The 26,228-nt window shown below is 37.7% G+C and carries 32 protein-coding genes; 18 read left to right on the forward strand and 14 right to left on the reverse strand.

All coding sequences use genetic code 11. The features are described from left to right. Positions 1-63 precede the first annotated feature (63 nt). Entirely contained in the window at positions 64-891 is an 828-nt protein-coding gene (locus CDW55_RS05805) for an S-adenosyl-l-methionine hydroxide adenosyltransferase family protein (RefSeq protein ID WP_088468829.1), read from the reverse strand. Positions 892-1,024: 133 nt separating this feature from the next. Between CDW55_RS05805 and CDW55_RS05810 the strand changes: the two genes are divergently transcribed. From CDW55_RS05810 to CDW55_RS05820, 3 genes are all read left to right on the forward strand, one after another. After that, entirely contained in the window at positions 1,025-1,984 is a 960-nt protein-coding gene (locus CDW55_RS05810; protein ID WP_088468830.1) for a PhoH family protein, read from the forward strand. Between the two features lie 70 nt (positions 1,985-2,054). After that, complete coding sequence (locus CDW55_RS05815) at positions 2,055-2,585, forward strand: hypothetical protein (RefSeq protein WP_088468831.1); 531 nt, start codon at positions 2,055-2,057, stop codon at positions 2,583-2,585. Between the two features lie 139 nt (positions 2,586-2,724). Then, a complete protein-coding gene (locus CDW55_RS05820; RefSeq protein ID WP_088468832.1) occupies positions 2,725-3,216 on the forward strand; it encodes an outer membrane beta-barrel protein in 492 nt (163 codons plus the stop codon). A gap of 78 nt (positions 3,217-3,294) precedes the next feature. On the opposite strand, the gene ffh is transcribed toward CDW55_RS05820, so the two are convergent. Then, on the reverse strand, positions 3,295-4,662 hold the full coding sequence (gene ffh, locus CDW55_RS05825; RefSeq protein ID WP_088468833.1) for a signal recognition particle protein: 1,368 nt from the start codon (positions 4,660-4,662) through the stop codon (positions 3,295-3,297). A 102-nt stretch (positions 4,663-4,764) separates the two neighbouring features. On the opposite strand from ffh, the gene CDW55_RS05830 reads away from it, so the two are divergent. The 11 genes from CDW55_RS05830 to CDW55_RS05880 all read left to right on the forward strand — a co-directional run bounded on the left by CDW55_RS05830 (position 4,765) and on the right by CDW55_RS05880 (position 13,115). Beyond that, positions 4,765-5,055 (forward strand): AtpZ/AtpI family protein, encoded by a 291-nt coding sequence (locus CDW55_RS05830; protein ID WP_088468834.1) that lies wholly within the window; start codon positions 4,765-4,767, stop codon positions 5,053-5,055. Positions 5,056-5,103: 48 nt separating this feature from the next. Continuing rightward, complete coding sequence (locus CDW55_RS05835; protein WP_088468835.1) at positions 5,104-5,502, forward strand: hypothetical protein; 399 nt, start codon at positions 5,104-5,106, stop codon at positions 5,500-5,502. A 64-nt stretch (positions 5,503-5,566) separates the two neighbouring features. Beyond that, entirely contained in the window at positions 5,567-6,709 is a 1,143-nt protein-coding gene (atpB, locus tag CDW55_RS05840) for a F0F1 ATP synthase subunit A (RefSeq protein ID WP_088468836.1), read from the forward strand. A gap of 24 nt (positions 6,710-6,733) precedes the next feature. Further along, complete coding sequence (gene atpE, locus CDW55_RS05845) at positions 6,734-6,922, forward strand: ATP synthase F0 subunit C (RefSeq protein WP_031503230.1); 189 nt, start codon at positions 6,734-6,736, stop codon at positions 6,920-6,922. Between the two features lie 104 nt (positions 6,923-7,026). After that, positions 7,027-7,524: a F0F1 ATP synthase subunit B gene (atpF, locus tag CDW55_RS05850; protein ID WP_088468837.1), complete on the forward strand. Its 498-nt coding sequence runs from the start codon at positions 7,027-7,029 to the stop codon at positions 7,522-7,524. 1 nt (position 7,525) lies between these two features. Beyond that, entirely contained in the window at positions 7,526-8,065 is a 540-nt protein-coding gene (gene atpH, locus CDW55_RS05855; RefSeq protein ID WP_088468838.1) for an ATP synthase F1 subunit delta, read from the forward strand. A gap of 18 nt (positions 8,066-8,083) precedes the next feature. After that, positions 8,084-9,661, forward strand: coding sequence for a F0F1 ATP synthase subunit alpha (gene atpA, locus CDW55_RS05860; protein WP_088468839.1), 1,578 nt, complete (start codon positions 8,084-8,086; stop codon positions 9,659-9,661). Between the two features lie 69 nt (positions 9,662-9,730). Continuing rightward, positions 9,731-10,588: an ATP synthase F1 subunit gamma gene (gene atpG, locus CDW55_RS05865; protein ID WP_088468840.1), complete on the forward strand. Its 858-nt coding sequence runs from the start codon at positions 9,731-9,733 to the stop codon at positions 10,586-10,588. A gap of 148 nt (positions 10,589-10,736) precedes the next feature. Further along, complete coding sequence (locus CDW55_RS05870) at positions 10,737-12,095, forward strand: hemolysin family protein (RefSeq protein ID WP_088468841.1); 1,359 nt, start codon at positions 10,737-10,739, stop codon at positions 12,093-12,095. Between the two features lie 4 nt (positions 12,096-12,099). Continuing rightward, complete coding sequence (locus tag CDW55_RS05875) at positions 12,100-12,414, forward strand: ATP-dependent Clp protease adaptor ClpS (RefSeq protein ID WP_088469522.1); 315 nt, start codon at positions 12,100-12,102, stop codon at positions 12,412-12,414. A gap of 44 nt (positions 12,415-12,458) precedes the next feature. Next, positions 12,459-13,115, forward strand: a complete 657-nt coding sequence (locus CDW55_RS05880) for a rhomboid family intramembrane serine protease (RefSeq protein WP_088468842.1) — start codon at positions 12,459-12,461, stop codon at positions 13,113-13,115. A 201-nt stretch (positions 13,116-13,316) separates the two neighbouring features. Here CDW55_RS05880 and prmC read toward each other — a convergent pair whose 3' ends face one another. Continuing rightward, the gene (prmC, locus tag CDW55_RS05885; protein ID WP_088468843.1) at positions 13,317-14,162 is read right to left on the reverse strand and encodes a peptide chain release factor N(5)-glutamine methyltransferase; all 846 of its coding nucleotides are present in this window, start codon (positions 14,160-14,162) and stop codon (positions 13,317-13,319) included. A 157-nt stretch (positions 14,163-14,319) separates the two neighbouring features. Between prmC and CDW55_RS05890 the strand changes: the two genes are divergently transcribed. From CDW55_RS05890 to CDW55_RS05905, 4 genes are read left to right on the forward strand one after another with little or no spacing between them, the layout of a single operon-like run. Continuing rightward, positions 14,320-14,856 (forward strand): C40 family peptidase, encoded by a 537-nt coding sequence (locus tag CDW55_RS05890; protein WP_088468844.1) that lies wholly within the window; start codon positions 14,320-14,322, stop codon positions 14,854-14,856. A gap of 35 nt (positions 14,857-14,891) precedes the next feature. Next, complete coding sequence (locus CDW55_RS05895) at positions 14,892-15,704, forward strand: 2,3,4,5-tetrahydropyridine-2,6-dicarboxylate N-succinyltransferase (protein ID WP_088469523.1); 813 nt, start codon at positions 14,892-14,894, stop codon at positions 15,702-15,704. Between the two features lie 5 nt (positions 15,705-15,709). Continuing rightward, positions 15,710-16,372 carry a glycosyltransferase family 32 protein gene (locus CDW55_RS05900; RefSeq protein WP_088468845.1) on the forward strand — a complete coding sequence of 221 codons (663 nt, stop codon included), beginning with the start codon at positions 15,710-15,712 and terminating at the stop codon, positions 16,370-16,372. Beyond that, complete coding sequence (locus tag CDW55_RS05905) at positions 16,372-17,478, forward strand: glycosyltransferase family 4 protein (RefSeq protein WP_088468846.1); 1,107 nt, start codon at positions 16,372-16,374, stop codon at positions 17,476-17,478. Before CDW55_RS05900 ends, CDW55_RS05905 begins: the two co-directional genes overlap by 1 nt. Positions 17,479-17,499: 21 nt before the next feature. Here the strand turns inward: CDW55_RS05905 and CDW55_RS05910 are convergent, their stop codons facing one another. The 11 genes from CDW55_RS05910 to CDW55_RS05960 all read right to left on the reverse strand — a co-directional run bounded on the left by CDW55_RS05910 (position 17,500) and on the right by CDW55_RS05960 (position 26,112). Beyond that, positions 17,500-18,675 (reverse strand): M28 family peptidase, encoded by a 1,176-nt coding sequence (locus CDW55_RS05910; protein ID WP_088468847.1) that lies wholly within the window; start codon positions 18,673-18,675, stop codon positions 17,500-17,502. A gap of 86 nt (positions 18,676-18,761) precedes the next feature. Next, positions 18,762-19,106, reverse strand: coding sequence for a 50S ribosomal protein L20 (gene rplT / locus CDW55_RS05915; RefSeq protein ID WP_055042814.1), 345 nt, complete (start codon positions 19,104-19,106; stop codon positions 18,762-18,764). 120 nt (positions 19,107-19,226) lie between these two features. Further along, positions 19,227-19,424, reverse strand: a complete 198-nt coding sequence (gene rpmI / locus CDW55_RS05920) for a 50S ribosomal protein L35 (RefSeq protein ID WP_088468848.1) — start codon at positions 19,422-19,424, stop codon at positions 19,227-19,229. A gap of 80 nt (positions 19,425-19,504) precedes the next feature. Then, positions 19,505-20,011: a translation initiation factor IF-3 gene (infC, locus tag CDW55_RS05925; RefSeq protein WP_143332927.1), complete on the reverse strand. Its 507-nt coding sequence runs from the start codon at positions 20,009-20,011 to the stop codon at positions 19,505-19,507. Positions 20,012-20,091: 80 nt separating this feature from the next. After that, on the reverse strand, positions 20,092-22,014 hold the full coding sequence (gene thrS / locus CDW55_RS05930; RefSeq protein ID WP_088468850.1) for a threonine--tRNA ligase: 1,923 nt from the start codon (positions 22,012-22,014) through the stop codon (positions 20,092-20,094). Positions 22,015-22,302: 288 nt separating this feature from the next. After that, positions 22,303-22,830 carry a hypothetical protein gene (locus CDW55_RS05935; RefSeq protein ID WP_088468851.1) on the reverse strand — a complete coding sequence of 176 codons (528 nt, stop codon included), beginning with the start codon at positions 22,828-22,830 and terminating at the stop codon, positions 22,303-22,305. 171 nt (positions 22,831-23,001) lie between these two features. Next, on the reverse strand, positions 23,002-23,190 hold the full coding sequence (locus CDW55_RS05940; protein ID WP_088468852.1) for a hypothetical protein: 189 nt from the start codon (positions 23,188-23,190) through the stop codon (positions 23,002-23,004). Between the two features lie 12 nt (positions 23,191-23,202). Next, positions 23,203-23,814, reverse strand: coding sequence for a DUF4230 domain-containing protein (locus CDW55_RS05945; protein ID WP_088468853.1), 612 nt, complete (start codon positions 23,812-23,814; stop codon positions 23,203-23,205). Beyond that, a complete protein-coding gene (locus CDW55_RS05950) occupies positions 23,815-24,375 on the reverse strand; it encodes a TlpA family protein disulfide reductase (protein WP_088468854.1) in 561 nt (186 codons plus the stop codon). A 9-nt stretch (positions 24,376-24,384) separates the two neighbouring features. After that, positions 24,385-24,855 (reverse strand): nucleoside triphosphate pyrophosphohydrolase family protein, encoded by a 471-nt coding sequence (locus CDW55_RS05955; RefSeq protein WP_088468855.1) that lies wholly within the window; start codon positions 24,853-24,855, stop codon positions 24,385-24,387. Positions 24,856-24,972: 117 nt separating this feature from the next. Then, positions 24,973-26,112: an acyl-CoA dehydrogenase family protein gene (locus CDW55_RS05960; protein WP_088468856.1), complete on the reverse strand. Its 1,140-nt coding sequence runs from the start codon at positions 26,110-26,112 to the stop codon at positions 24,973-24,975. Positions 26,113-26,228: the final 116 nt, after the last annotated feature.

Here is a 26,228-nt window from a genome sequence, read left to right on the forward strand (position 1 = left end):
ATAATGATATAAATAGCCGGCTGCAAAAGCCGGCTATTTTTGTATCATCAAGATTCGGAATCTTTAGTAAAATTCGATATAAATACTTTCGCCCACTTTCATTCCGAACAGGGTTTTGGCTCCGTTATCTTTATTTCCTTTGTAGATGGTAAGTTCAAGCAAGCCGGCATCGTTAAAAATCGCTGCAGATTTGCCGTGATATTCATGTTCCAACTCCCAATCTGTTATAAAATCAGTGTACTGGTTGTAAATTTTGGTAAGCGCAAGATTTCTGAACTTTAAGATAAAACCATTAAAACCTACACTGTGCTTCTCAAATAACTTTTTACTGATATTGGAAACCATATTTCCGAAATTATCAATATACATGATTTCTCCGATAATCATTTTTTCGTTTTCACTGAATACCGGTCTGGGGAACGAAAGTTGTTTAGGAGATTTAAATTTTCTACCAATTACCTCTGGTAATCCACCTTTTTGAAGATGAACCGCAACAGGCGCAAAAATATCGGTAGAAGTAAATTTCACTTCATCATCAAACCTGTTGTTGAAGGTGATTTCGTAAACTGCTTCCGGTTTAATGTCATAAAAAATTAAACTCAGCACACCGTTGTCTGCAGCAATAAAATAATGCCCGTCGGCCTTATAAAGAATGCATTTTCGGTCTTTGGTATAAAAACTGTCTACGGAAATAATATGTACGGTACCTTCAGGAAAAAAAGAGTAGGCGTTCCTTACGATATAGGCGGTCTGCAACAGGTTGTAGGCCTGTATTTCGTGGGAAATATCAACAATTTTAGCGTCTTCTTTTAAGCTCAGGATTTTTCCTTTCACAGCGGGAACTCTGTGATCGACCAATCCGTAATCTGAGGTGAAAGTAATAACCGGCATTTGTATCTCTTCGGGAATGGCAAATTTAGGGCAAAAAAAAATATTTTGGGGCGATAATCAAAAACAAAAACCGCTATTTTTAAAATATATTTGATATTTTTAGAGAAAATAATTAACATCAAACAAGAGATAAATGTTCGAACTCAATTATGAAATCAAAGGCATTGACGCCAAGACTTTTTACGGAGTCAACAACCAATATTTTAATTTACTAAAATCCAGTTTTCCAACCCTGAAAATTACGGGGCGCGATCATTTTATTTTTGCGATTGGGAACAATGAAACGCTGGATGTACTGAAAAATAAGCTGGATGATATTGTGAGTTTTATTTCCAGAAATAATTCACTCACTTTAAAGGATATTGAAAACATTCTGAATATTAAAGATGAAACCGAAAAACAGCTTGTTTTCGATCAGGATATCATTGTAAAAGGCGTAAACGGTAAGATTATTAAAGCGAAGACTACCAATTTGAAGAAACTGGTAAAAGAGTCTGAGAAAAAAGACATGGTTTTCGCGATTGGTCCGGCCGGAACGGGAAAGACTTATACCAGCGTAGCATTGGCAGCAAGGGCTTTGCGTGATAAGGAAGTAAAAAGGATTATTTTAACACGTCCTGCGGTAGAAGCCGGCGAAAGTTTGGGATTCCTTCCGGGAGATTTAAAAGAGAAACTGGATCCCTATTTACAGCCGCTTTACGATGCACTTCGCGATATGATTCCTCACGAAAAACTGGAAGGATTTATTGAGAAAAAAGTAATTGAAGTTGCTCCGTTGGCATTTATGCGTGGGCGGACTTTAGACGAAGCTTTTGTTATTCTGGATGAAGCGCAAAATACCACCCATTCGCAGATGAAAATGTTTCTTACCAGGATGGGAATGAATGCAAAGTTCATCATAACAGGCGATCCAAGTCAGGTCGATTTACCATTAAGGCAAAAATCTGGCTTGAAGGAAGCGATGAGAATCTTGAAAGATGTGCAGGAAATTGGGTTTGTACACCTTACCGAAGAAGATGTGGTAAGACATCCCGTAGTGCGGAAAATTATTACCGCTTACGGAAACGAAGAGAAAAGACAGAGAGAAGAGTAATTCATGATAAAAGTCATGTTAAAGGAATGTTAAATAGATTTATCTTTGCAGCCAAATTAAATTAAAAATTATGAAAAAATTATTGCTAGTTGGTGCATTAGCACTTTTCGCGGCTGTAAATGCACAAACTCAGAATCCAGCTTTAGCAAAAGGTAAATGGTTAGTAGAAGCAAATACTAACTTTGGTGTTTTAAGCCCTTCAAACACTTCTATTGGATTTTATACAAGTGATGGTGATTCTATGTTCAAAATTGGTGGAGAAGCTGGATATTTTGTTGCGAATAACTTGGCATTGAAATTAGGTTTGGGAATTACCTCTTTAACTGTAGATAATTTCTATGGAAATAATGAAACTTCCACTGCATTCAACTACAAAGTTGGAGTAAAGTACTATATTGCAAGTATGTTCCCAGTTCAGGTTGATTTTAACGGAATTTCAAGCGAAGGCGAAAATATTAACGCCGTTGGATTTCAAGGAGGTTATGCATGGTTTGTATCTCCTAACATCTCTATTGAACCAGGTTTAAGATATGACTTAGGTACTGCAGAAGGTTCAAGCGGAATTTTCTCTGGTAATGTTGGTTTTGCCCTACATTTCTAAAAAAAAAATTTAAGATAAATATCCCGGTTTATTAGAACCGGGATTTTTTTTGCCCAATATCTGGAGATTTCTCAAAAAAACGGTGCATCTTCTTTCCGGTCAGAATTAAATTGATATTTTTGATGAAAATTAAAAATTTATGAAAAGAGTAGTATTGGCGTTCGCCATGATGATGTTTGGGCTTATGAATGCTCAGGTAAAATTTGGGATTAACGGTGGATTTTCGTCGGCTGTAGTTTCTGATGATTTTGATGAGCTTACTGCAGGTTATTATGCGGGAGTTTTTACAGAATTTGGAATTCCTGGATTTGCCAAAATGCAACCTGCGCTGAATTATGTGAAATTTAAAGATGATTCTTATCTGCAGATCCCGGTGATAATGAAATTTTATTTCCTGCCGAAAGTAAATGTGCAGTTGGGTCCGCAGTTCGCCTTCAGGCTCGATGATGTGCCGGATACCATTAACAAATCAAATTTTGGTGCGGCTGTAGGCTTGGGCGCCGACTTATTTTCAGGGCTGCTTATTGAGGCACGGTACGCATTTCAGCTGAATAATGCTTTTAAAAGCCCGGCGACAGGCGAAAAGCTTCATTTCAATCTCTTCAATGTTGGTTTAGGTTTACGACTTTAATGATTAAAAAATAGCTCACAAAAAATCCCGAATCATTCAATTCGGGGTTTTTATTTTGAAATTCTGGAAATTTATATTTTATCTTCCGAACAGGTTGCCACCCATTCCTGGCATTTTTGGCATTCCTTTACTCATCATTTCCATCATTTGTTTTCCTTGCGGACCTTGCATCATTTTCATCATTTTACCCATTTGATCAAATTGTTTCATCAACGCATTTACGTCTTCAATTTTTCTTCCGGCACCTCTGGCAATACGGTTTTTTCTCTGGGTGTTGATAATCGACGGTCTTCTTCGTTCTTCCGGCGTCATAGAATGAATAATGGCTTCGATATGTTTAAAGGCGTCATCATTAATATCAACATCTTTTATAGCTTTGCCAACGCCCGGAATCATGCCCATTAAATCTTTCATATTTCCCATTTTTTTGATCTGGTTGATCTGTTTTAGGAAATCATCAAAACCGAATTCGTTTTTTGCGATTTTTTTATGGAGTTTTTTAGCTTCCTCTTCATCAAACTGCTCCTGAGCTCTTTCAACAAGGGAAACCACGTCTCCCATTCCAAGGATTCGGTCTGCCATTCTTTCCGGATAGAAAACATCCAGCGCTTCCATTTTTTCACCGGTTGAAATAAACTTAATAGGTTTTTCAACAACGGAACGGATGGTAAGAGCAGCTCCACCTCGTGTATCACCATCTAATTTTGTAAGAACAACTCCATCAAAATTCAGTGCTTCGTTAAAGGTTTTAGCAGTATTCACGGCATCCTGACCCGTCATGGAATCCACCACGAATAAGGTTTCATTAGGCTTGATGAAATAATGAACCGATTTAATCTCGTTCATCATCTGCTCATCAACAGCCAAACGGCCCGCGGTATCCACAATTACTACATCATGGTTGTTTTCTTTCGCAAATTTTACGGCATTTTCAGCGATAGAAGACGGGTTTACAGCACCTTCTTCGGTATAAACGGGAATTCCGGTCTGCTGACCAAGAATTTTCAGCTGTTCAATTGCCGCAGGCCGGTAAACGTCGCAGGCAACCAATAAAGGTTTTTTGTTCTTTTTTAATTTTAAATAATTTGCAAGCTTGCCGGAAAAAGTTGTTTTACCGGAACCCTGAAGACCTGCAATCAGGATGACGCTGGGTTTGCCCGAAAGATTAATTCCTTCCTGCGTACCACCCATGAGTTCCACAAGTTCGTCGTGAACGATTTTGGTCATGAGCTGCCCGGGAGTTAAACTTGTAAGAACGTTTTGTCCTAAAGCTTTGTCCTGAACTCTTTTGGTTAAATCTTTCGCAACTTTATAGTTAACATCGGCATCCACCAAAGCACGGCGGATTTCTTTTACCGTTTCCGCAACGTTGATTTCGGTGATTTTTCCGCGCCCTGATATATTATGAAGCGCTTTATCTAATTTATCCTGTAAACTGTTGAACATCGTTTTTTTATTTAAGAGTTGCAAAAATACAGAAATTAGATGATATTTAAAATTCAAAATTTTTCAATTGGTCGATAATGGTTAGATTTGCAAAAAACTTGAATGTCTGAGGAGAAACCAACACAGCAGGAATTCAGCCAGGAAGATGAGAAAAAATTCCGAAGAAACGGGCTTAGGCAATACGGTGTTTATTCAGCCATCGTTTTTCAGATGCTTGCTACTATGGGATTAGGATTTTGGGGTGGCAAAAAAATTAATGATCATTTCGGGTTTGAAACCAATCTTTTAACTGTTGGGATTGGATTTTTAGGGATGTTTCTCGCTTTCTACAATTTGCTGCAGCAACTGAAGAGCGTGCAGCGTGATGACAAATCCGACAATTCAAAAAAATAAAATTCAGTAAATAATTCAAAACAATTTAAATCCAATATTATATCTGCAATGAAAATTAAGAAAACCACCATTTATATCATTCTGTTTTTTATCATGTTTTTTCTCCATTTTGGAATCTGGCAGTATTTGGAAGTCGGTTTCGAAACAACTTTTATCAGGTATTATCTTTTTCTTACGTTGCTTTTCACGATTGTAATCACAATTTTGTCGATTATTAAAAAAATATACCCTAATTATATAGGTTTCGGATTTATGGGATTGGTGATGTTTAAGCTCATGATTATGTTTTTGGTAATGAAAAAGCTCAATTTAAATGAAGTCCCTAATTATAAAGTTCATTTTGTTATTCCTTATTTAATTTCTTTGGTTCTGGAAACCTTGTATGCCGTAAAATTGATACAGACCGAAGAGGTTACAGAATCCCCCGAAGATGAAAAAAATCAGTAAAAATTGATTTTTATATTATGATTATTTGTTCTATTTTTGCAAAACTTTAAAATAAGATATAGCAATGCTGAAAAGAGTAGTTCTTGTACTAGGTTTTTTATCGACATTTTCAACATCGTTTGCACAGCACGACGCTGTTGTAGTAAGCGAAACACCTGTTGCTACGGCTCCTGCACAGGCGGCAGAATTACCTGCAGTGGTTACTGAAAAAGACAAAATCAAGAAAGAAAACAAGGACTTTATCACCCATCACCTTCTCGACGCACACAGCTTTGATATTATGGTGACGAAAGAAGGCAAACATATTGGTTTTCCGCTTCCTGTAATTTTTTACGACAGTGCCAATGGTCTTCATACAATGATGAGTTCGGCATTTCACCACGGCAAAGAAGTAGTGGAAAGCAAAGGTGGTTATTATAAACTCTTCCACGAAAAGATTTATAAAACTGATGCTTCAGGAACAATTAATCTTGATGAACATCAGCACGCAACCAACGAAAAAGTGCTGGATTTTTCGATCACCAAAACAGTTCTAATGGTTGTAGTTACTGCATTACTTATGATCTTTATTTTCGGTGGAATTGCAAAAAGCTACAAAAACTCTTTGGTTCCTACAGGCGCAGGAAAAATTCTGGAACCATTGATTCTTTTCATCAGAGACGATATTGCTAAACCAAACATTGGTGCGAAATATCAGAAATACATGAGCTATTTGCTTACGATATTCTTTTTTATCCTTTTCCTTAATGTCTTCGGGCTGTTACCTTTTGGTATTAATGTTACAGGAAATATTGCAATTACCGCAGCGTTAGCGATTTTTACTTTCTTTATCACGCAATTTACTGCAAACAAGAATTACTGGCAGCACATTTTCTGGATGCCAGGTTTGCCTTTGCCAATGAAAATTGTGATGATGCCGATTGAAATTATCGGGATGTTCATTAAACCATTTGCGCTTCTTATACGTCTTTTTGCGAACATGACTGCGGGTCACATTGTAATTATGTCGCTTATCGCAATGATCTACGTTTTCAAAAATGTAATCGCGGGTGTTGCGTTCCCATTCTTAACTTTTGTACTTTATCTTCTTGAAATATTAGTTGCATTCCTTCAGGCTTATATCTTTACGATGCTTTCTGCGGTGTATTTTGGTATGGCCAACGAAGAGCACCATCACGAAGGTGAAGAAGGAGTGGTACATCATTAATAAAACCTTTTAAATTTTTATATTATGGATCTTAAATTAGTAGGTGCAGGTTTAGTAGTAATCGGAGCAGGATTAGGTATCGGTAAAATCGGTGCTGCTGCTCTTGAGGGTATGGCTCGTCAACCAGAGCAAGCCGGTAAACTTCAAACAGCGATGCTTATCGCTGCTGCACTTGTTGAAGGTCTTGCATTTGCTGCATTATTCGCAGTTTAATCAAGCTTTTCAGCCCAAAAATTTTCATCTGCCGGGAACGGTTGGTTACGGCAGATGATTTTTAAAAAAAATTAAAAACAACTACATATATATCATAACTCATTATGGGATTATTAGAAAATTTTTCATCAGGTTTATTCATCATCCAGTCGGTGGTATTCATCATCCTGCTATTAGTTTTAAGAAAATTTGCATGGAAGCCGATTATGGATGCGGTGAACGAAAGAGAAGTAACAATTATCGACTCTCTTAACCAGGCGAAACTTGCAAAACAGGAAGTACAGAACTTAAAAGCTGAAAACGAAAACATCATTCGTGAAGCAAAAGTAGAGCGAGATAATATCCTGAAAGAAGCCAGAGAAATTAAAGACAGAATTGTAGGTGAAGCAAAAGATCTTGCCAAAGCAGAAGGCGACAAAATGATTGAGCAGGCAAGACAGTCTATCCAGGCAGAAAAAGCTGCAGCGATGTCGGAAATTAAGAACCAGATTGGTACACTGTCGGTTACGATTGCTGAATCAATCCTGAAGCAGAAATTAGACAACGATGGCGCTCAAAACGCTTTGGTTGAAAATATTCTTAACAAATCTAACCTGAACTAAAATGCTTACAAGTAAAGTAGCAAAAAGATACGCGCAAGGTTTACTCAATTTCACTCAGGAGTCAGGAAATACCGATTCTGTTTTTACTGAAATGGGTGATATTGTGAAAACCATTGAAAAGTCGAAGCAGCTGCAAAGTTTTTTCGCTTCTCCGATCATTGATGTGAAGAAAAAAGTAAGCATTGCCTTAGAAATTTTCAAAGATTTTTCCCCGGTTACAAAAAGCATGCTTCAACTTATCATCAAACAGGGCCGTGAAAGCCAGATGCAGAACATTGCACAGGAATTCATTAATAAAGTGGAGGACATGAATGGGGTACAGCGAATTACGATTACCTCTGCATCAGCACTTTCTTCAGAAAACATCAACAATATTCTGAAGTCTTCAGAACTTGTGAATCACGATAATAAGTTCGATGTAAAATCCATCATTAATCCAGAGATTTTAGGAGGTTATATTCTGCGTGTTGGTGATCAGCAGGTAGACGCCTCAGTAAAATCTAAACTGAGCAAGCTTAAAAAAGAATTTCAATTAAATTAAGATAAAAACAACCATAAAATGGCAGAAATAAATCCGGCAGAAGTATCTGCAATTCTTAAACAGCAGTTAGCCAACTTCGACACCCAGTCGAATATTGAAGAAGTAGGAACTGTATTGACCATCGGTGATGGTATCGCTTTAGTATACGGTTTAGAAAATGTTCAGTACGGTGAATTGGTAAAATTCGAAAGCGGTATTGAAGGAATTGTTCTTAACCTTGCAGAAGACAACGTGGGTGTTGCACTTCTTGGTGAATCTAAGATGGTTAAAGAAGGAGATACGGTAAACAGAACCAACAGAATTTCGTCAATTAAAGTTGGTGAAGGGATGTTAGGCAGAGTAGTAGATACTCTTGGTAACCCTATCGACGGAAAAGGACCTATCGGCGGAGATTTATTTGAAATGCCGCTTGAAAGAAAAGCTCCGGGAGTAATCTTCCGTCAACCGGTAACTGAACCGCTTCAGACTGGTATCGTAGCAATCGATTCTATGATTCCTGTAGGTAGAGGGCAGAGAGAGCTTATTATTGGTGACCGCCAGACAGGTAAAACTACTGTAGCGATCGATACCATCCTTAACCAAAAGGAATTTTATGATGCAGGGCAGCCTGTATATTGTATTTATGTAGCCGTAGGACAAAAAGCTTCTACCGTTGCACAAATCGTTAAAACTTTAGAAGATAAAGGAGCAATGGCTTATACTGTTGTAGTAACAGCTAACGCATCCGATCCAACTCCCATGCAGGTTTACGCACCAATGGCGGGAGCTTCCATCGGAGAATATTTCCGTGATACGGGTAGACCGGCTTTGATCATCTATGATGATTTATCAAAACAGGCGGTAGCTTACCGTGAGCTTTCTCTATTGTTGAGAAGACCACCGGGACGTGAAGCTTATCCAGGAGACGTATTCTACCTTCACTCCAGACTTTTGGAGCGTTCAGCTAAAGTTATTGCTGATGATACCATCGCAGCTCAGATGAACGACTTACCGGATTCTTTAAGACCAATTGTAAAAGGTGGCGGGTCATTAACAGCACTTCCTATTATTGAAACTCAGGCGGGTGACGTTTCTGCGTATATCCCGACCAACGTAATTTCAATTACAGACGGACAGATTTTCCTTGAATCAGATTTATTTAACTCTGGTGTTCGTCCAGCGATTAACGTAGGTATTTCTGTATCACGTGTGGGTGGTAATGCTCAGATTAAATCAATGAAGAAAGTTTCTGGTACTTTGAAATTGGATCAGGCTCAGTACAAAGAACTTGAAGCGTTTGCTAAATTCGGTTCTGACCTCGATGCTTCAACTCTTGGAGTTATTTCTAAAGGCGAAAGAAACGTTGAGATTTTGAAACAGCCGGTAAATTCACCACTTCCTGTAGATTCTCAGGTAGCGATGATTTATGCAGGAACAGAAAACTTACTGAGAAACATCCCGATCAGAAAAGTAAAAGAATTCCAGAAAGAGTATGTAGAATTCCTTAGATCAAAACACCCTGATACTATGGCAGCCATCAAAGCAGGAAAAATTGATGACAGCATTACAGGAGTTTTGAAGCAGGCTGCTACAGAACTGGCTTCTAAATACAACTAAAATTAATTCAATATTCAATATTCAGATGAAAGATTCTGAATATTGAATTTTAAATTTTCAATCCATAGAATGGCTAACTTAAAGGAAATACGCGGAAGAATTACTTCAATCTCTTCTACAATGCAAATCACGAGTGCGATGAAAATGGTTTCGGCAGCGAAACTGAAGAAAGCAACCGATGCTATTGTCATGTTGAGACCTTACTCAGAAAAACTGCAGGAAATTATTGCAAATGTGAGTGCGACTACAGAGTTGGAGGGTATTTCTACCTTCACTGCAGAGAGAGAAGTAAAAAAAGTTCTTTATATCGTAGTAACATCCAACAAAGGTCTTGCAGGTGCTTTTAACTCTTCGGTTATTAAAGAATTGAACGCAGTAATCGGAAATGCCAAACACGAAGTTGAAATTCTTTCTGTAGGTAAAAAAGTGTACGATGCGGTTAGAAGAACACGAACAGTTTACGATAACCAGAGTGCAATTTTCGACGGAATGAGTTTTCAGGTGGTTTCCAATTTCATGGAGCACGTGATGAAGGATTATAAGGAAGAAAAATTCGATAAGGTTTTTGTGATTTATAATAAGTTCATTAACGCTGCAACGCAGGAAGTAAAAACCGAGCAGGTATTACCAATTGCAATGGCTGAAAAAGATGAAACGGTAAACACCGATTATATTTTTGAACCAAACGCTGCAGAAATCCTGAATGTTTTGATACCAAAATCCATCAAAACACAGGTTTATAAGGCAATTCTCGATTCAATTGCCTCAGAGCACGGAGCAAGGATGACAGCGATGCACAAAGCTACCGACAATGCTGAAGCATTAAGAAACGAACTGAAAATTTTCTACAATAAAGCCCGTCAGGCTGCAATTACCAACGAAATTCTGGAAATTGTATCCGGAGCAGAAGCTTTGAAGAATTCGTAATAGCAGCGTAGTAAGATATTAAAAGCATCAGAGAGTTCTGGTGCTTTTTTTGTTATGATGAAAAATCTTAAAATAGGTATTCAATTTTCGGAACTTTATTATAATTTAATTTTGTATATCTTTGCATCAAATATTTTTAAAAATTTAAATGGACTCGGACGTCGTCAAGCTTTTGTTAGCTTTATTCTTAGTATTACTCAATGGTTTTTTCGTAGCCGCAGAATTCTCTATCGTTAAAGTTCGTTACTCCCAAATCCAGCTCAAAGCCGCCGAAGGAAACTCAATGGCGAAACAGGCAGAGCACATCATCAAACATCTGGACGAATACCTTTCTGCCACGCAGCTCGGGATTACACTTGCATCACTTGGTTTAGGTTTTGTCGGCGAAAGCGCGCTGCACCACATCATCGAAAATCTTTTTCATTATTTCGGATTTGCAGTTGCAGATTCTACCGTTACTACGGTTTCGCTCGTGACAAGTTTCTTAATCATTACCATTATGCACATCGTTTTTGGAGAATTAATTCCTAAATCGATTGCTATCCGGAAAGCAGAACCTACCACCATGTTTATTGCGGTGCCGCTGAGGGCATTTTACACCATCTTCAAACCTTTTATCTGGACGATGAACCAAATGTCGAACGGAGTTTTAAGGTTAATGAAAATTCACCCGGCTTCCGAACACGAAATTCACTCCACAGAAGAACTTCAGCTATTGGTAAAACAGTCTGCAGATTCGGGTGAAATTGAAGAAGAGAATTACGAGATTATTAAAAATGCCTTCGATTTTACAGATCATTCTGCCAAGCAAATCATGGTGCCGCGCCAAAATATTGCGTCGATTGATATTGATGATTCAGTAGAGGAAATTATTTCAAAAATAATGGATGGTGGTTATTCCAGAGTTCCTGTGTACAGCGGTTCTATTGATAATATTATCGGGATTTTTTATGCTAAAGAAATTATCCGAGAATACATTAAAAGGAAAGGAATCATCGATCACGAAGTTTTAAAAGAACTGATGCGCGAACCGTTTTTCGTAGTGGGAAGTAAAAAGATTTCGGACCTTTTGAAGGTTTTCCAGCAGAAAAAACAGCATCTCGCAGTTGTAATTGATGAATTTGGCGGTACAGAAGGGATTATCACGCTCGAAGATATTTTGGAAGAATTGGTAGGTGAAATTCAGGATGAAGAAGACGACGAGGATAAAATTGTAGAGAAAGTTGGCGAGAATGTGTTTTGGGTTCAGGCAACTCAGCCTTTGGATGAAATTAACGAACATTTGCCGAAATCATTCCCACTTTCAGAAGATGGGGAGTACAATACATTGGCAGGTTTTATTTTGCATGAACTTGAAGATATTCCGGAAGAAAACCAGGAATTCAGCATCAATGATTATCACGTTAAAATTCTGAAAATGCAGAACAAGAGTGTTGATTTGGTAGAGCTTACCTTCGAAGAACCCAATATTCTGAGTGATTTGGCAGATGAACTTGGTGAAATTTAAGAAAATGAGCAGATTTTATACAAATAATTCAGTTCACGATTACGAAAAACCAGAGCGCGAATACGATGAAGAAGTGGCGCTTTTGGAAAAAGAAGACGAAGTTTATAAACTCGTTCTCTGGAACGATGATGTAAATACATTCGATTATGTTATTGAAGCACTTATCGAAATCTGCCGACACACGCTTGAGCAGGCTGAGCAATGCACGATTCTGGTTCATTACAAAGGGAAATGTACCGTGAAAACAGGAAGCTTGGAAATCCTGAAGCCAATGCACGAAAAATTAATCTCCAGAAGTTTAACTTCAGAAATAGTATAAACAAAGTTTCGGTTTTTCTGAAACTTTTTTATGATAAAAATATTATGAGCACCATATTAATCATTATTATCGCGGCAACTGCAATTTTCAGTTACTTTGGATTCAGTAACCAGCAACTTTTCGAGAAATATAAGTTCAATGTTGGCGCAATCCGCGGCAATAAAGAATATATACGATTAATTTCTGCAGGATTTCTACATGGAGATTTAATGCATTTGCTCTTCAATATGATGACGCTGTATTTCTTTGGACCTATTGTTTTGCAGGCTTTCGGCGAAATAGGATTTTTGGCGGTTTATTTTGGGTCTATACTTTTAGGAAATCTTTTCTCGCTTTATCTTTACCAAAACCAGTCCTGGTACTCGGCAATTGGAGCGAGTGGCGGCGTTTCAGGAATTTTATTTGCTTCCATCGCCATGATTCCTGATCTGGGAATTTATTTCTTCTTTATACCGATACCGATTCCGGGATATATTTTCGGATTGTTATACTTCGGATATTCTGTTTACAGCATGCTGAATCCGCGTCAACATGACAATATCGGTCATGCTGCTCACATGGGCGGAGCTTTTTTCGGATTGGTTTACGCAGTCGCATTGCAGCCAGAACGAGCTGTTGAAAATTCACTTTTCCTGGGTATCATGGCATTACCGCTTATTTATATGGCGTATATGGTTTTCGTGAAAAAGAAAATTGGTTAGTTTTTTTAGGAGCAACAAAACGGATTTCTTCTTTTGAAGAGTGGTCCCGTTTTTCGCTACAATCTTTTTTTTCACGCGCTTCGCTCGCGCAAAAAAAGGATTTCCACTGCAACCGGGGCTAGAATTTCTGTCGGGTTTTCTCCAGAAGATTTATAATTACACTTTTTGGCGCTCGCTTCGCTCGCGCCCGATTAGGTCACTTTACTTCCTGCCGAAAACAAACCGGTCATTGCCGGAAATATCCTTGATGAGATGTACTTCAGATAGAACGTTAGTGAAAAGAGCTTTGGTTTCCTCACCTAATTTCTGATTAATTTCCAGGAACACCATTCCCTTTTCTGTCAGGTGATTATTGCAGTCTTCAGCAATTTTTTCGTAAAATATCAGGGCATTTGAAGTAGGAGAGAACAATGCCATTTTGGGTTCAAATTCCTTTACCGAATCAGCAATTTCTTTTTCCTCATCAATGCCAATGTAAGGCGGATTCGAAATAATAATATCGTAAACTTCTAATAAATATTCTTCAAGATAATTCTGGTGGATGAAATTAATATCTGCCTCGTGGAAATCCGCATTTTTCTTCGCGGTTTTCAGGGCTTTTTCAGAAAAATCTATTGCTGAAACCTTGGCTTCAGGAAATTTCTTTTTCAAAACAATGGGAATAATCCCACTTCCGGTACCAATGTCCAGAATTTTCAAATCTGTTACCTTATTTTTGTGAATTTCGGTGATTGCAAGTTCCAAAAGCTCCTCAGTTTCCGGTCTTGGAATCAGTACATTTTCGTCCACAAAAAATTTCAATCCATAAAATTCGGTTTCACCCAGGATTTGCTGGTATGGTTTTCCTGCTTTTAATTCAGTGATTATTTTTATAAAAACGCTGTTTTGTTCTTCAGAAATAATGTGGTCCTCAGATCTCCTTAATTCAAATTTATTGATTCCTAAAATTTGGGTGCAAAAAATTGAAAACAGTTCGCTGATTTCGGAATTTGCGTAAATTCCAGATATTTGGTTTTCAAAAGATTCTTTTAATTCAGAAATAATCATTCTTCTTAATTGGGATTTAAATATAATTCCTTTTTTTGAAAACGCATAAATCGAGACACCAAAATCTGTAAAAACACGCGGTAATAAAGGAAATTATTGAAATTCTTGTAATTTTGTGAATAATTTTACTATTTTTGAACAACCCTCACTGTTAAAAATGAAAAACGTTCTATTTGCAATTCTTGCATTATTTTTTGTAGTTTCCTGTGGAACTTCAACCCCAGTAGTTAAAAGAAGTGTACCTACAAAAACTGTTAAAAAAAGCCCGGATCTTAAACCGCTGGAGTCTAATTTTTCTGGGAAAGTAAATGCGCAGATTCAGGAAATTCTTAAAGATGCGCAAAAATATCTTGGTGCTCCGTACAAATATGCGGGCAATACTTCAGCTGGTTTCGACTGTTCTGGTTTGGTTACCAAGGTTTTCAATGAAAACAATACAAAGCTTCCGCGCCGGTCTGAAGATCAGTCTACGGTTGGTAAACAAATCAATATTCGTGATACAAAACCGGGAGATCTTGTATTTTTCGCTACAGCAGGCGGCAGCAGGGTTTCTCATGTAGGAATTGTACACGATATCGGAAGTAATGGCGAAGTGAAATTTATCCATGCATCTACGTCTAAAGGCGTGATTATTTCTTCACTTAACGAAAAATATTGGAACAAAGCTTATCTATTCGCCCGAAGAGTTTTGTAAATTTGCGCCAATTAAATTCTTATAAAACAATCAAAATTATGTTACAGCAAACTATCGAGAATATCTGGGATAACCGCGAACTTTTGAAAGATGAAGACAGCCAAAAATCCATCCGTGAGGTAATCCGTCAGTTGGATTTGGGTGAACTGCGTGTTGCGGAGCCTACAGAAAATGGCTGGAAAGTGAATGAATGGGTGAAAAAAGCAGTCGTGATGTATTTCCCTATTCAAAAAATGGAAACTATTGAAGTGGGTCCTTTTGAATTCCACGATAAAATGCCGTTGAAAAGAAATTATGCTGAGAAAGGTGTTCGAGTAGTGCCGCATGCCGTGGCACGTGAAGGAGCTTTTATTGCTTCAGGAGTAATTTTAATGCCTTCTTACGTAAATATTGGTGCTTATGTAGATTCCGGAACGATGGTCGATACCTGGGCAACTGTTGGCAGCTGCGCACAGATCGGGAAAAACGTTCACTTGAGCGGTGGTGTAGGAATTGGCGGAGTTTTGGAACCACTTCAGGCTGCACCCGTAATTATTGAAGATGATGTTTTTGTAGGTTCAAGATGTATCGTGGTAGAAGGAGTTCACGTAGAAAAGGAAGCTGTTTTGGGAGCAAATGTTGTCCTTACCGCTTCTACAAAAATCATCGATGTAACCGGTTCCGAGCCTGTTGAAATTAAAGGAAGAGTTCCGGCCCGTTCCGTTGTAATTCCCGGAAGTTATACGAAACAGTTTCCTGCTGGTGAATATCAGGTTCCTTGTGCTTTAATTATCGGACAGCGTAAAGAATCTACTGACAAAAAAACTTCTCTTAACGACGCATTGAGAGAAAATAATGTTGCTGTTTAAAGAATATGGCGATTCCAAAACAAATATTTCAAACCTTTAAGTCAGAAAAATTACCATGGCTTACTCGGATGCATATCAAAAGAATGCTACGAAGAAATCGGGAATATACTTATCATTTTTACGACGATGAGCGTATTGAAAAATTTTTGCTAGAAGAATTTCCACGTGAATATTATGTGGCGTATAAAAGTCTTACCGTTGGAGCGGCTAAAGCAGACTTTTTCCGCTACGCAATTTTGTATAAAAAAGGTGGGATTTATTTGGATATAGATTGTAAATTGATTTCCAGATTTCGGGATTTTATTAAAGATTCTGATGAGGCAATTATTTCAATCGAAAACAATGGCCATCATTATACGCAATGGGCGCTAATTTTTGATGTCGGTCATCCTTTCTTGAAAAGAACATTGGAATTGTGCCTGATCAACATTTTTGAACACCGATATCCTCATGATGTTCATCAAACAACAGGTCCGACTGTTTTCACACACGCTATCAAGGAGGTTTTGCAGCAGGCTCCAAATACACCCTACCGAGAAATGGGAATGGAGTACGAAGGTCATATCGATGATAAATACAAACTTGCAAAGTTCTTCCTTTATAAAAACAGGACAGAGCATTGGAAAAAGCAACAATTGTCGCAGGATATTATAAAACCGTTTGAGTAATGAAAATTGCTTTCGACGGTAAACGCTTTTTCAATAATGCATCGGGTCTGGGAAATTATTCCCGTGATTTGGTGAGGATTTTGGCCACTCATTTTCCTCAAAACCAATACATTATTCTCAATAAAGAGCAGTCAGAAAGAGGAAAAAAGATTTTGGAAATACCAGGTGTTTCATTTAAGAAAACATCAAAAGGTAGCTTTTCCCGACAGTTTAAAATGGGAAAAGATGCTCAAAATATTGATGCTGATATTTTCCACGGACTTTCAGGCGAGCTTCCTTTAAAATGGAATAATAAACCCATAAAAAAAATTGCTACGGTTCATGATCTTATTTTTATGAGATTTCCGCAATATTACAGTTTTTTCGACCGTAAAATTCATTTCTGGAAATTTAAAAAGGCTGCTGAGCAGGCAGACATGATCATTGCAATTTCTGAACAGACTAAACGCGATACCATAAAATTCCTGAAAGTTCCTGAAAGTAAAATACGGGTCGTTTATCAGGGCTGTCATCAATCATTTAAAGAAATGCAGTCTTCGGAATTTTTAAATTCAGTAAAAGAAAAATTTGGTATACCTGAAAAATTTATATTGAATGTAGGCACCATTGAGGAAAGAAAGAATCTTTTAAATATTGTAAAAGCTATTACCGGAACAGATATTCCGCTGGTTGTAATCGGTAAAAAGACCAAATATTTTAATAAAGTAGAAAAATTTATAAAAAAAAATAAGCTCCAGAATCAGACCTTTTTTCTTGAAAATGTTTCGATGGAGGAATTGGCTGCGGTTTACAAACTTGCGGAAATTTTTGTGTATCCAAGTGTTTTTGAAGGTTTTGGGATTCCTGTAATTGAGGCTCTGTTTTCCGGCACATCTGTTATTACCAGTAACACAAGCTGTCTTCCGGAAGCTGGCGGGCCTGATTCGCTCTATGTTAATCCTACGCAGCCAGAAGATCTGAAATCGAAAATCCTTTTCCTCTGGAACAATGAAGCGGAGCGAAATAGGCGTGTTGAAAAAGGTTTAAAATATGTTCAAAGATTCAGCGATGAAAATATCGCCAGGGATTTGATGAACGTTTACAGCGAAGTTTTGAGTGGTAAATAACTGAAATTATTTATCCTTTTACTATTTTTTAATAACGATTTTCTTTGTTAGTTTCTGGTCCTCAACAGTCATCGTTCCTAAATAAATTCCTGGAGAAAGACTAGAAATATTAATCTTTTTTGAATTTTCTGATCGAAGAAGAAGTTTTCCCGACAGGTCTGTAATGCTGAAAGAATAATCCTTTAAATTCGTGTTCAACATTTCTATATTGATAAAGTCTGAGGCGGGATTCGGGTAAATTCGCAAAGACTGCAGCATTTTTTCCGGTGGACAGTCATTTGTTGAAAGAGCAGTGGTTTCTGCCGTGGCGAAATGCTGTACAGCGCCTAAAGCGGCTTTTGTAACATTATATACAAATACAGGATCCATATTCACATAGGTGTCGCCTGCGGAATGAGGCTTATTACTTTCATTAAATTCGTAAAATCCTGTAATTACTTCTCCGTTAGATTGAAACGGCATATAATCTGAGCCATAGGCATAAGATAAATTAGTTTGCAGTGGTGAATACAGTGCAACACAATTCATCAGTTGCTGTGTAATAGTGCTAGATGCTGAATTATTTGTAGAAGGTGAATTATTGGTGTCGCGTTCGCAGGTTATCGTATTGTTAACCTCGCCAGCAACGCCGCCAACTTGATCAATGTTGAATACTACTTTAATATCCATTTTAGGATTGGTGCTGTTTACAACGGTATTTACGTAATTCTGACTCCCACGAAATCCCTGTTCTTCACCTGTGAAATTGATAAATTTAATGGAATATTCGGTGGGAATATCTTTCAGGATTCTGGCGATTTCAAGAATTACTGAAGTCCCGCTGCCGTTGTCGTTTACGCCAGGACCCGCGATGGTATCATAATGACCGCACACAATAACATAAGTGTTGGGATATTTGGTTCCTGTCTTGGTAAGAATAAGATTTTTTGTAGTATTCCCGTTATAAGTAAACGCGTTTTCTGAAATCTGAGTGCTGGTGTAACCAAAACCAAGATATTTATTTTTCAGCCAGTTAAATGTATTGTTGTTGTTAATACTTCCAGTGGTCTTCACTCCAAAACCAGCAAACTCGGTAAGATAAGTATTGATGTTGGTTTGTGTAATTTGCTCAACCCTGTTTTGATAAGCCTGTATAAATGTTTGGGCTGAAGAGAATATAGAAAGGTAAAGGGCGGAAACGATAAAAAGTTTTTTCATTTTCTATTAGCAATTCATCAAAAATAATAAAAAAATCTCATACAAATTTGTATGAGATTTAATATTGATAACAAAAAATTTTACATTTATTTAATTTGATCTACAACTGCTTTGAAAGCTTCAGGATGATTCATTGCTAAATCTGCTAAAACTTTTCTGTTCAGTTCGATATTGTTGCTTTTCAGAGCACCCATAAATTGGGAGTAAGACATTCCGTGTTCTCTTGCACCAGCGTTGATACGCGTGATCCAAAGGCTTCTGAAATTTCTTTTCTTCTCTTTTCTGCCGCGGTAAGCATATTGCATTGCTTTTTCTACGGCGTTTTTAGCTACAGTCCAAACATTTTTTCTTCTACCGAAAAAACCTTTAGCCTGCTTCATTACTTTTTTTCTGCGAGCTCTGGAAGCTACTGCATTTACTGATCTTGGCATAATTTAAATTGTTTTTTTTGAAAAGGGCGGTAATTTATTTCATTACACTTTTTTGCTCCGTTTCAGGGTTAAAATTTTTGAATTTTTTGAATTCTTATAAACCGGTTGATTTATAAAAAACTACTTAATGGCTAATTGACGTAAAACGCTTTTCTCATCCACAGTAGCAACGTAAGAAGTTTGCGTAAGATTTCTCTTCTGCTTCGTTTCTTTTTTCGTCAAGATGTGGCTTTTGAAAGCATTTTTTCTTTTAATCTTCCCGGTTCCGGTAAGCTTAAAACGCTTCTTAGCACCTGATTTAGTTTTTAATTTTGGCATTTTGCTTAATTTTATCTGTTTGTTATCAATATCTTTTGTGAGTTTAAATTTAAACGAAATAAATTTAAATTCTGTAATTCCTATTTTGCCGGTTTCTTCGGGCTCATCATCATAATCATTCTCTTACCTTCAAGTTTTGGCAGCTGATCAACTTTTCCAACATGTTCCAGTTCCTGCGCCAACTTTAGAAGAAGGATTTCTCCTTGGTCTTTAAAGATAATCGAACGGCCTTTGAAGAAAACATAGGTTTTAAGTTTTGAACCTTCTTCCAGGAATTTTTCAGCATGCTTTTTCTTGAATTCGTAGTCGTGCTCATCAGTCTGTGGGCCAAATCTGATTTCTTTTACAACTACTTTTACCTGCTTGGCTTTAAGTTCTTTGGTTTTCTTTTTCTGTTCGTAAAGGAATTTTTTATAATCCAGAATTCTGGTAATATAAGGCTCCGCTTTATCAGAAATTACAACCAAATCCAGTTCCTGGTCTTTTGCTATTTCTAATGCTTTTGCTAAGGGATAAACTCCTGGCTCTACGTTATCACCGACCAAACGTACTTCTTTTGCACGGATTTTTTCATTAATCTGGTGCAAATCTTCCTGTACACGGCGCTGTGGGCCTCTACCTCGGTAATTGAATTTCTGTGCTATGGTATTAAATTTTAAAGTTAATTTTAAATTTTTGATTCTTTTTTAAAGTAAGAAATAAAGTCTTCGATGCTCATCTCGCCCAAATCTCCTTCGCCTCTTCTTCTTCTTACAGAAATTGTGTTGTTAAGTTCCTCATTCTCACCTACAATAAGCATGAAAGGGAGTTTTTTCAACTCTGCATCACGGATTTTTTTACCCGTTTTCTCATTTCTGTCGTCAATCAAGCCGCAAATATCGTGATTTTCCAGCAATTGTGAAACTTTTTTTGCATAATCAACATATTTTTCACTGATCGGTAAAATGGTAAACTGATCCGGAGCGAGCCAAAGTGGGAAATCTCCTGCTGTATTTTCGAGCAAAATAGCGATAAACCTTTCCATAGAACCGAATGGCGCACGGTGAATCATCACGGGTCTGTGTTTTTCGTTGTCGCTTCCCGTGTACCAAAGATCGAATCTTTCCGGTAAATTGTAATCTACCTGAATGGTTCCCAACTGCCAGCTTCTCCCCAGCGCGTCTTTCACCATGAAATCCAGTTTAGGACCGTAGAACGCGGCTTCACCATATTCTACTTTTGTTTTCAGACCTTTTTTCTCAGCTGCCTGCATAATGGCGTCTTCCGCTTTTTTCCAATTTTCATCGGAGCCGATATATTTTTCTTTGTTATCGGGATCTCTTAAAGAAATTTGAGTAACGAAATCTTCAAATCCTAATGATTTGAAGACGTAAAGTGTAAGATCGATTACGTTTTCAAATTCTGCCAAAAGCTGGTCTGGTGTACAGAATAAATGCGCATCATCCTGGGTAAATCCACGAACTCTTGTTAAACCATGAAGTTCACCGGATTGCTCGTATCGGTAAACAGTCCCGAATTCTGCAAAACGTTTCGGCAAATCTTTATAAGACCATTGCCCAACTTTATAGATTTCGCAATGATGTGGGCAGTTCATTGGTTTCAGCATAAATTCTTCACCTTCGTTAGGCGTTTTTATAGGCTGAAAGCTATCTGCACCATATTTGTCCCAATGTCCGGAAGTTACGTATAATTCTTTCGCACCGATATGCGGAGTCATTACAAATTCGTATCCGGATTTTTTCTGTGCTTCAGATAAAAAGTTTTCGAGTTTTTTTCTTAGCGCGGTTCCTTTCGGTAACCAAAGCGGAAGACCAGCGCCTACTTTTTCAGAAAAAGCATAAATTCCCAGTTCTTTACCCAATTTACGGTGGTCGCGGCGTTTTGCTTCCTCAAGTCTTTCCAAATATTCGGTGAGTTCTTTCTGTTTAGGGAAAGAGATACCATAAACTCGTGTAAGCTGTTTATTTTTTTCGTCACCGCGCCAGTAGGCTCCTGCAGCGTTAAGGATTTTAACAGCCTTCACAATTCCGGTTGAGGGAATGTGGCCGCCACGGCATAAATCTGTAAAATTATCGTGGGAGCAGAACGTAATTTCACCGTCGTTAAGGTTAGAAATTAGTTCTGTTTTGTATGGATTGTCTGCGTATTCTTTCAAAGCATCAGCTTTGGAAACCGGATATAATTTGAAGGTTGCGTCTTTTTTCGCGTTTTCAAGCATTTTCTTTTCGATTTTCTCGAAGTCTTTTTCAGAAAGACTTTCGTCACCGAAATCTACGTCATAATAAAATCCGCTGTCGATTGCCGGACCAATGGTTAATTTTGCATTAGGATAAAATTCCATAATTGCCTGCGCCAACAAGTGAGCGGAGGAGTGCCAGAAGGCTTTTTTACCCATTTCATCGTTCCACGTAAGAAGCTGAATCGTAGAATCGGTGGTGATTGGCGTGTTGATTTCAACCTGTGTTCCGTTTACAATTGCAGAAATGGTGTTTCTGGCCAGGCCTTCGCTTATCGATTTTGCTACCTCCAGTGCGCTTACGGCACTTTCAAATTCTTTGATGCTTCCGTCGGGAAGAGTAATTTTTACCATTGTGAACTATGAGTTTAATTTGCAAAAGTACGGATTTTCTGTGAATTTTTATTTTATACTTTTCAAGAAATTTGTGTGTTTTAAAGTGAATTTGCATGAATTTTTCAGGAGGGAAAGAGAAAGAGTTTTAGATCCGATTGAAATGGAAATCCTTTTTTGCTTCACCAGAAAAGTTTAAAAAGGAAATCCAGGTCTTTTCTTAGGAAGTATAAATTGTTGTTACTTATAAAAAGAAAAGTCCGGCTTCAGAATAACTGAAACCGGACGGGTAAAATTATGAAACTTGGTTTAGAAGGTATCCCGGCTGCCCAGGGAATCCATTTCGTTCGTCATACCACGGTTTCTTAAGTTGTAAGTTCGGTAATCATCAGTTAAATAAAGGTTGTTTTTTGCTTTGCTGATGATTCTGGCGCGTTCATCGGAAGTTAAATTGTTGTCTGGTGAACTAAATTCTTCGGTTGTATATCGGTCTTTAGTAAAATCATTTACATCCAACGCACCCTCTTCGTTTAAAATTTCCCGGGCTCTTTCTGCACGGTCTGCATCATCGGTATATACGGTTACCAGGTTGCTTTTAGTAGCTGCATAGCTGTATTTGTTTTTGCTGGAATCATCGTCTCCGAAAAGCCAGTCCCAAAATCCCGTTGTTTTTTCATCTTCTTCATAATCGTACCCAAATTCCGGATCGTAATCTCCGGTAGTGGAGTAGCGCGAAACTTTGTAATCTTCTTTTTCGAAACCTGCATTATCGAGTTTATGCGATGCTTTATCGGCTGCTTCAGTGGTTGGGAACATTCCCACGATAGTATAAGACATAATGTTTAATTTTTAAGTATTAATATTTGTGATCTGTAAAGTACGAATCAAAAATTATGACAGAATTGTTTAATTAAAATAACTTTAAATTTATTTAACATAATATCCGGAATATTGATTTGTGTTTAACATTAATTAACGCTCACTATTTTGCATAAAAAAAGCGAAAAATTAATTTTCGCTTTGGTCTGTGTTGTCGGTTTTGCCGTCTTTGTGAAGTATTGATGTTTCCTTAATTTCTTTTTCGGCAGTTTCTCCGGATTTAATTTTTTCTGAAGATGCCGGAATATTGGGTAAATCCTGATTTTGTTTCTTAATTTCGGCCTTATTTGTTTTGGGGTCGTTCTTTTCTTTGTCCATGATTTTTGGTTTTTAAAATTTCGAAGTATCAATGAGACCTGTTTGGTCTTCAATTGTATAGTTCAAAGCCTTTGCCAAAACAAAAATATTATCCAAATTTTCTAAAAGCTGTTTGCGGCCTTCATCGCGAAGCCGGTTCTGGTTAACCGTTTTATATGCATTGTCTTTTGCAGATTTGGTGATTTTCTGAAGGTCTTTTTCATTAAAACGATCAATAAAAGAATCATCCATCGACTGTATTTCGACGCTGGGAATAATTCTTATTTCTGCGTTCGGAAGTTCTTTTATGATCAGCTTTTTATTCACAGAATCAACTTCGAGTTTCATTTTATTTAAATCGTAAGAAACCTGAGCATTTGTTTTGGTGAAGGTAATGAGCTCTTTTTCGATGTCCGGCAGCATTCCTCCAAAAAGTTCGGAAGTGATTTTGGTTTTCTGCATGCTTGAGAAATTCTGTTCCATCACCACCATTTTGTTCATTTTGCGAATTTGGTTGGTGATGATGTAAAAATCGTTCTGAACTTTATCCTCTGGTTTTTTTGTCAGCGCATTCCAAAGTAAAACAATGAACAGCACCAGCGCGGCTCCCAGGATAAACGGCAGTATTTTAGAGTTTGTTTTCAATTATTTCAGTAAATCTTTAAATGAAGTGTTGTCTTTGCGCACGATTTCGAGTAAATCTCTTTCCAGATAACCCGACGCCGGATATTCTATAATTCTACCAATTTCTTTGCCATACTTCTGTACGATAATTGTTGGAACGCGCTGTATATTATAAACGCCTTCTTCGCCGCCGGGAGCCTCCTTTTTACGGTTTACCGCTATAATGGTGAGTTTTTGCTCGGGAAAATTCACGTTTTCCAGGATTTTCATCAGTCTCGGAACTTCGCGGTGGCTATCTTCGCACCAGGTGCCCAACACAATGATGATGTTGTAAGAGCCCAGTTTTTCTTTTTTAAGTTCTGCCACAGCTTTCTGATCGATGGTGTATTGATCGTACTCTTTCGAATACCAATCGCTGTAAGGTAATTTTAGGAGCTGGTCTTTTGTCTGCATTCCGAGCAGCATTTTACCGTCGTTGGTTGTTTCAACTTCACGGTTTACCACCACTTTTTGAGCGTTACAGGATTGAAGCGAAAAAAACAAGATAGCGGATAGAAGTATAGATTTGGTTAATTTATTCATATTTTATTTTTAAATCTTCTTTAAAATGGTTTCGAGGTCGGCAGGGGAATAATATTTGTTTTTCAGAACTTTGTAATCGCTTTTGCGGTGAACATTAATTTTATTGCCGGAAATTTCAGCAAAAGCTTCCTCACCTTTTTCCTGATAGAATGCGATGGTTTCATCGGCTTCCTGCTGGTTTGCACAAGCCTTCGACATATTCGACCGCTGAACTTCGTTAAAAAGTTCTACAAACTTTTCGCCCAAACCAAATTCCAGCACCGCACCACTTAAAACATACTGCAGATCACAAAGTGCGTCAGCAACTTCTACAATGTTATTGTCTGCGATTGCATCTTTTAATTCATTTAATTCTTCCTGTAGTAAAGAAATTCTTAATTCACATCTTTCTTTGGATGGGATTTGCGGGGTATCTAAAATGGGCGCATTAAAGGTTTTGTGAAATTCTGCAACTTGGTTTAGTGCATCAATTTTATCCATTTACTGTTTAATTTGAACAAATATAAAAATTATAATGTCAAAACTCTGAAAGTTCAAGTCTTATTAAGATAAAAAAAGCATCCATATCGGATGCTTTATCTTTGAATATTGTTGAATTTATTTCGAAATTTCTCTGCCTATTACAAGACGCTGAATTTCGGAAGTTCCTTCGCCAATAGTACATAATTTTGAATCTCTGTAGAATTTTTCTACCGGAAAATCTTTCGTATAGCCATATCCGCCGAAAACCTGAACTGCATTATTCGCAATTCTAACACAAGCTTCCGAAGCGTAAAGTTTAGCCATAGCGCCTTCTTTGGTCATGGGTTGCTTGGCATTTTTTAAATTAGAAGCACGCTGAATGAGTAATTCTGCAGCATCAATTTCCGTTGCCATATCAGCAAGCATGAAGTTAATCGCCTGAAACTGGTTAATTGCTTTGCCAAACTGGTGTCTTTCCAAAGAATATTTCAAAGCGGCTTTGTACGCGCCACGGGCAATACCTAAACTTAATGCTGCGATCGAGATTCTTCCGCCATCAAGGATTTTCATTGCCTGTTTGAATCCAGATCCAACTTCACCTAATCTGTTGGCATCGGGAACTCTTACGTTGTCGAAAATCAATTCTGCAGTCTCGGAGGCGCGCATTCCTAATTTGTTTTCTTTTTTTCCTGAACTGAAACCTGGCATTCCTTTTTCCAAAACGAAAGCTGTAGAGTTATTTTTTGCTCCTTTTTCGCCGGTTCTGGTCATTACAACAGCAATGTCGCCGGAAATTGCATGGGTAATGAAGTTTTTAGCCCCGTTAAGAATCCACTCGTCACCATCTTTTACCGCTGTAGTGCTCATCCCGCCGGAATCGGATCCTGTATTGTGTTCTGTTAAGCCCCATGCACCGATAACTTTACCAGAAGCAAGTTGTGGGAGCCATTTGTGGCGCTGTTCTTCGTTTCCGAATTCGTAAATGTGATTGGTACACAATGAGTTGTGGGCAGCAACGGATAGTCCGATGGAAGGATCAACCTGTGAAATTTCATCAAGAATGGCCACGTACTCGTGATAACCAAGACCTGAACCACCGTATTCTTCGGGAATTACAATTCCCATAAACCCCATTTCACCCATTTGGTGAAAAAGTTCAACCGGAAAAGTCTGGCTTTCGTCCCAGTCCATAATATTCGGTCGGATATTTTTTTCTGCAAACTCTTTGGCAGTTTCAGCAATCATATTAATGTTGTGTAAAGTGTCACTGTTCATAGATAGTATTTGCTTTCAAAGATAATTAAATTGGTGAAGCCTGAAAATATTTTTTGAAAATTAGGTTTAATTCCTGATTTTGCGAAAGTTAAATGCGTAATTTTGCAATCTTCAAA

Origin of the sequence: Chryseobacterium sp. VAUSW3, from assembly GCF_002205795.1 — a bacterium.
Classification (GTDB): domain Bacteria; phylum Bacteroidota; class Bacteroidia; order Flavobacteriales; family Weeksellaceae; genus Kaistella; species Kaistella yananensis.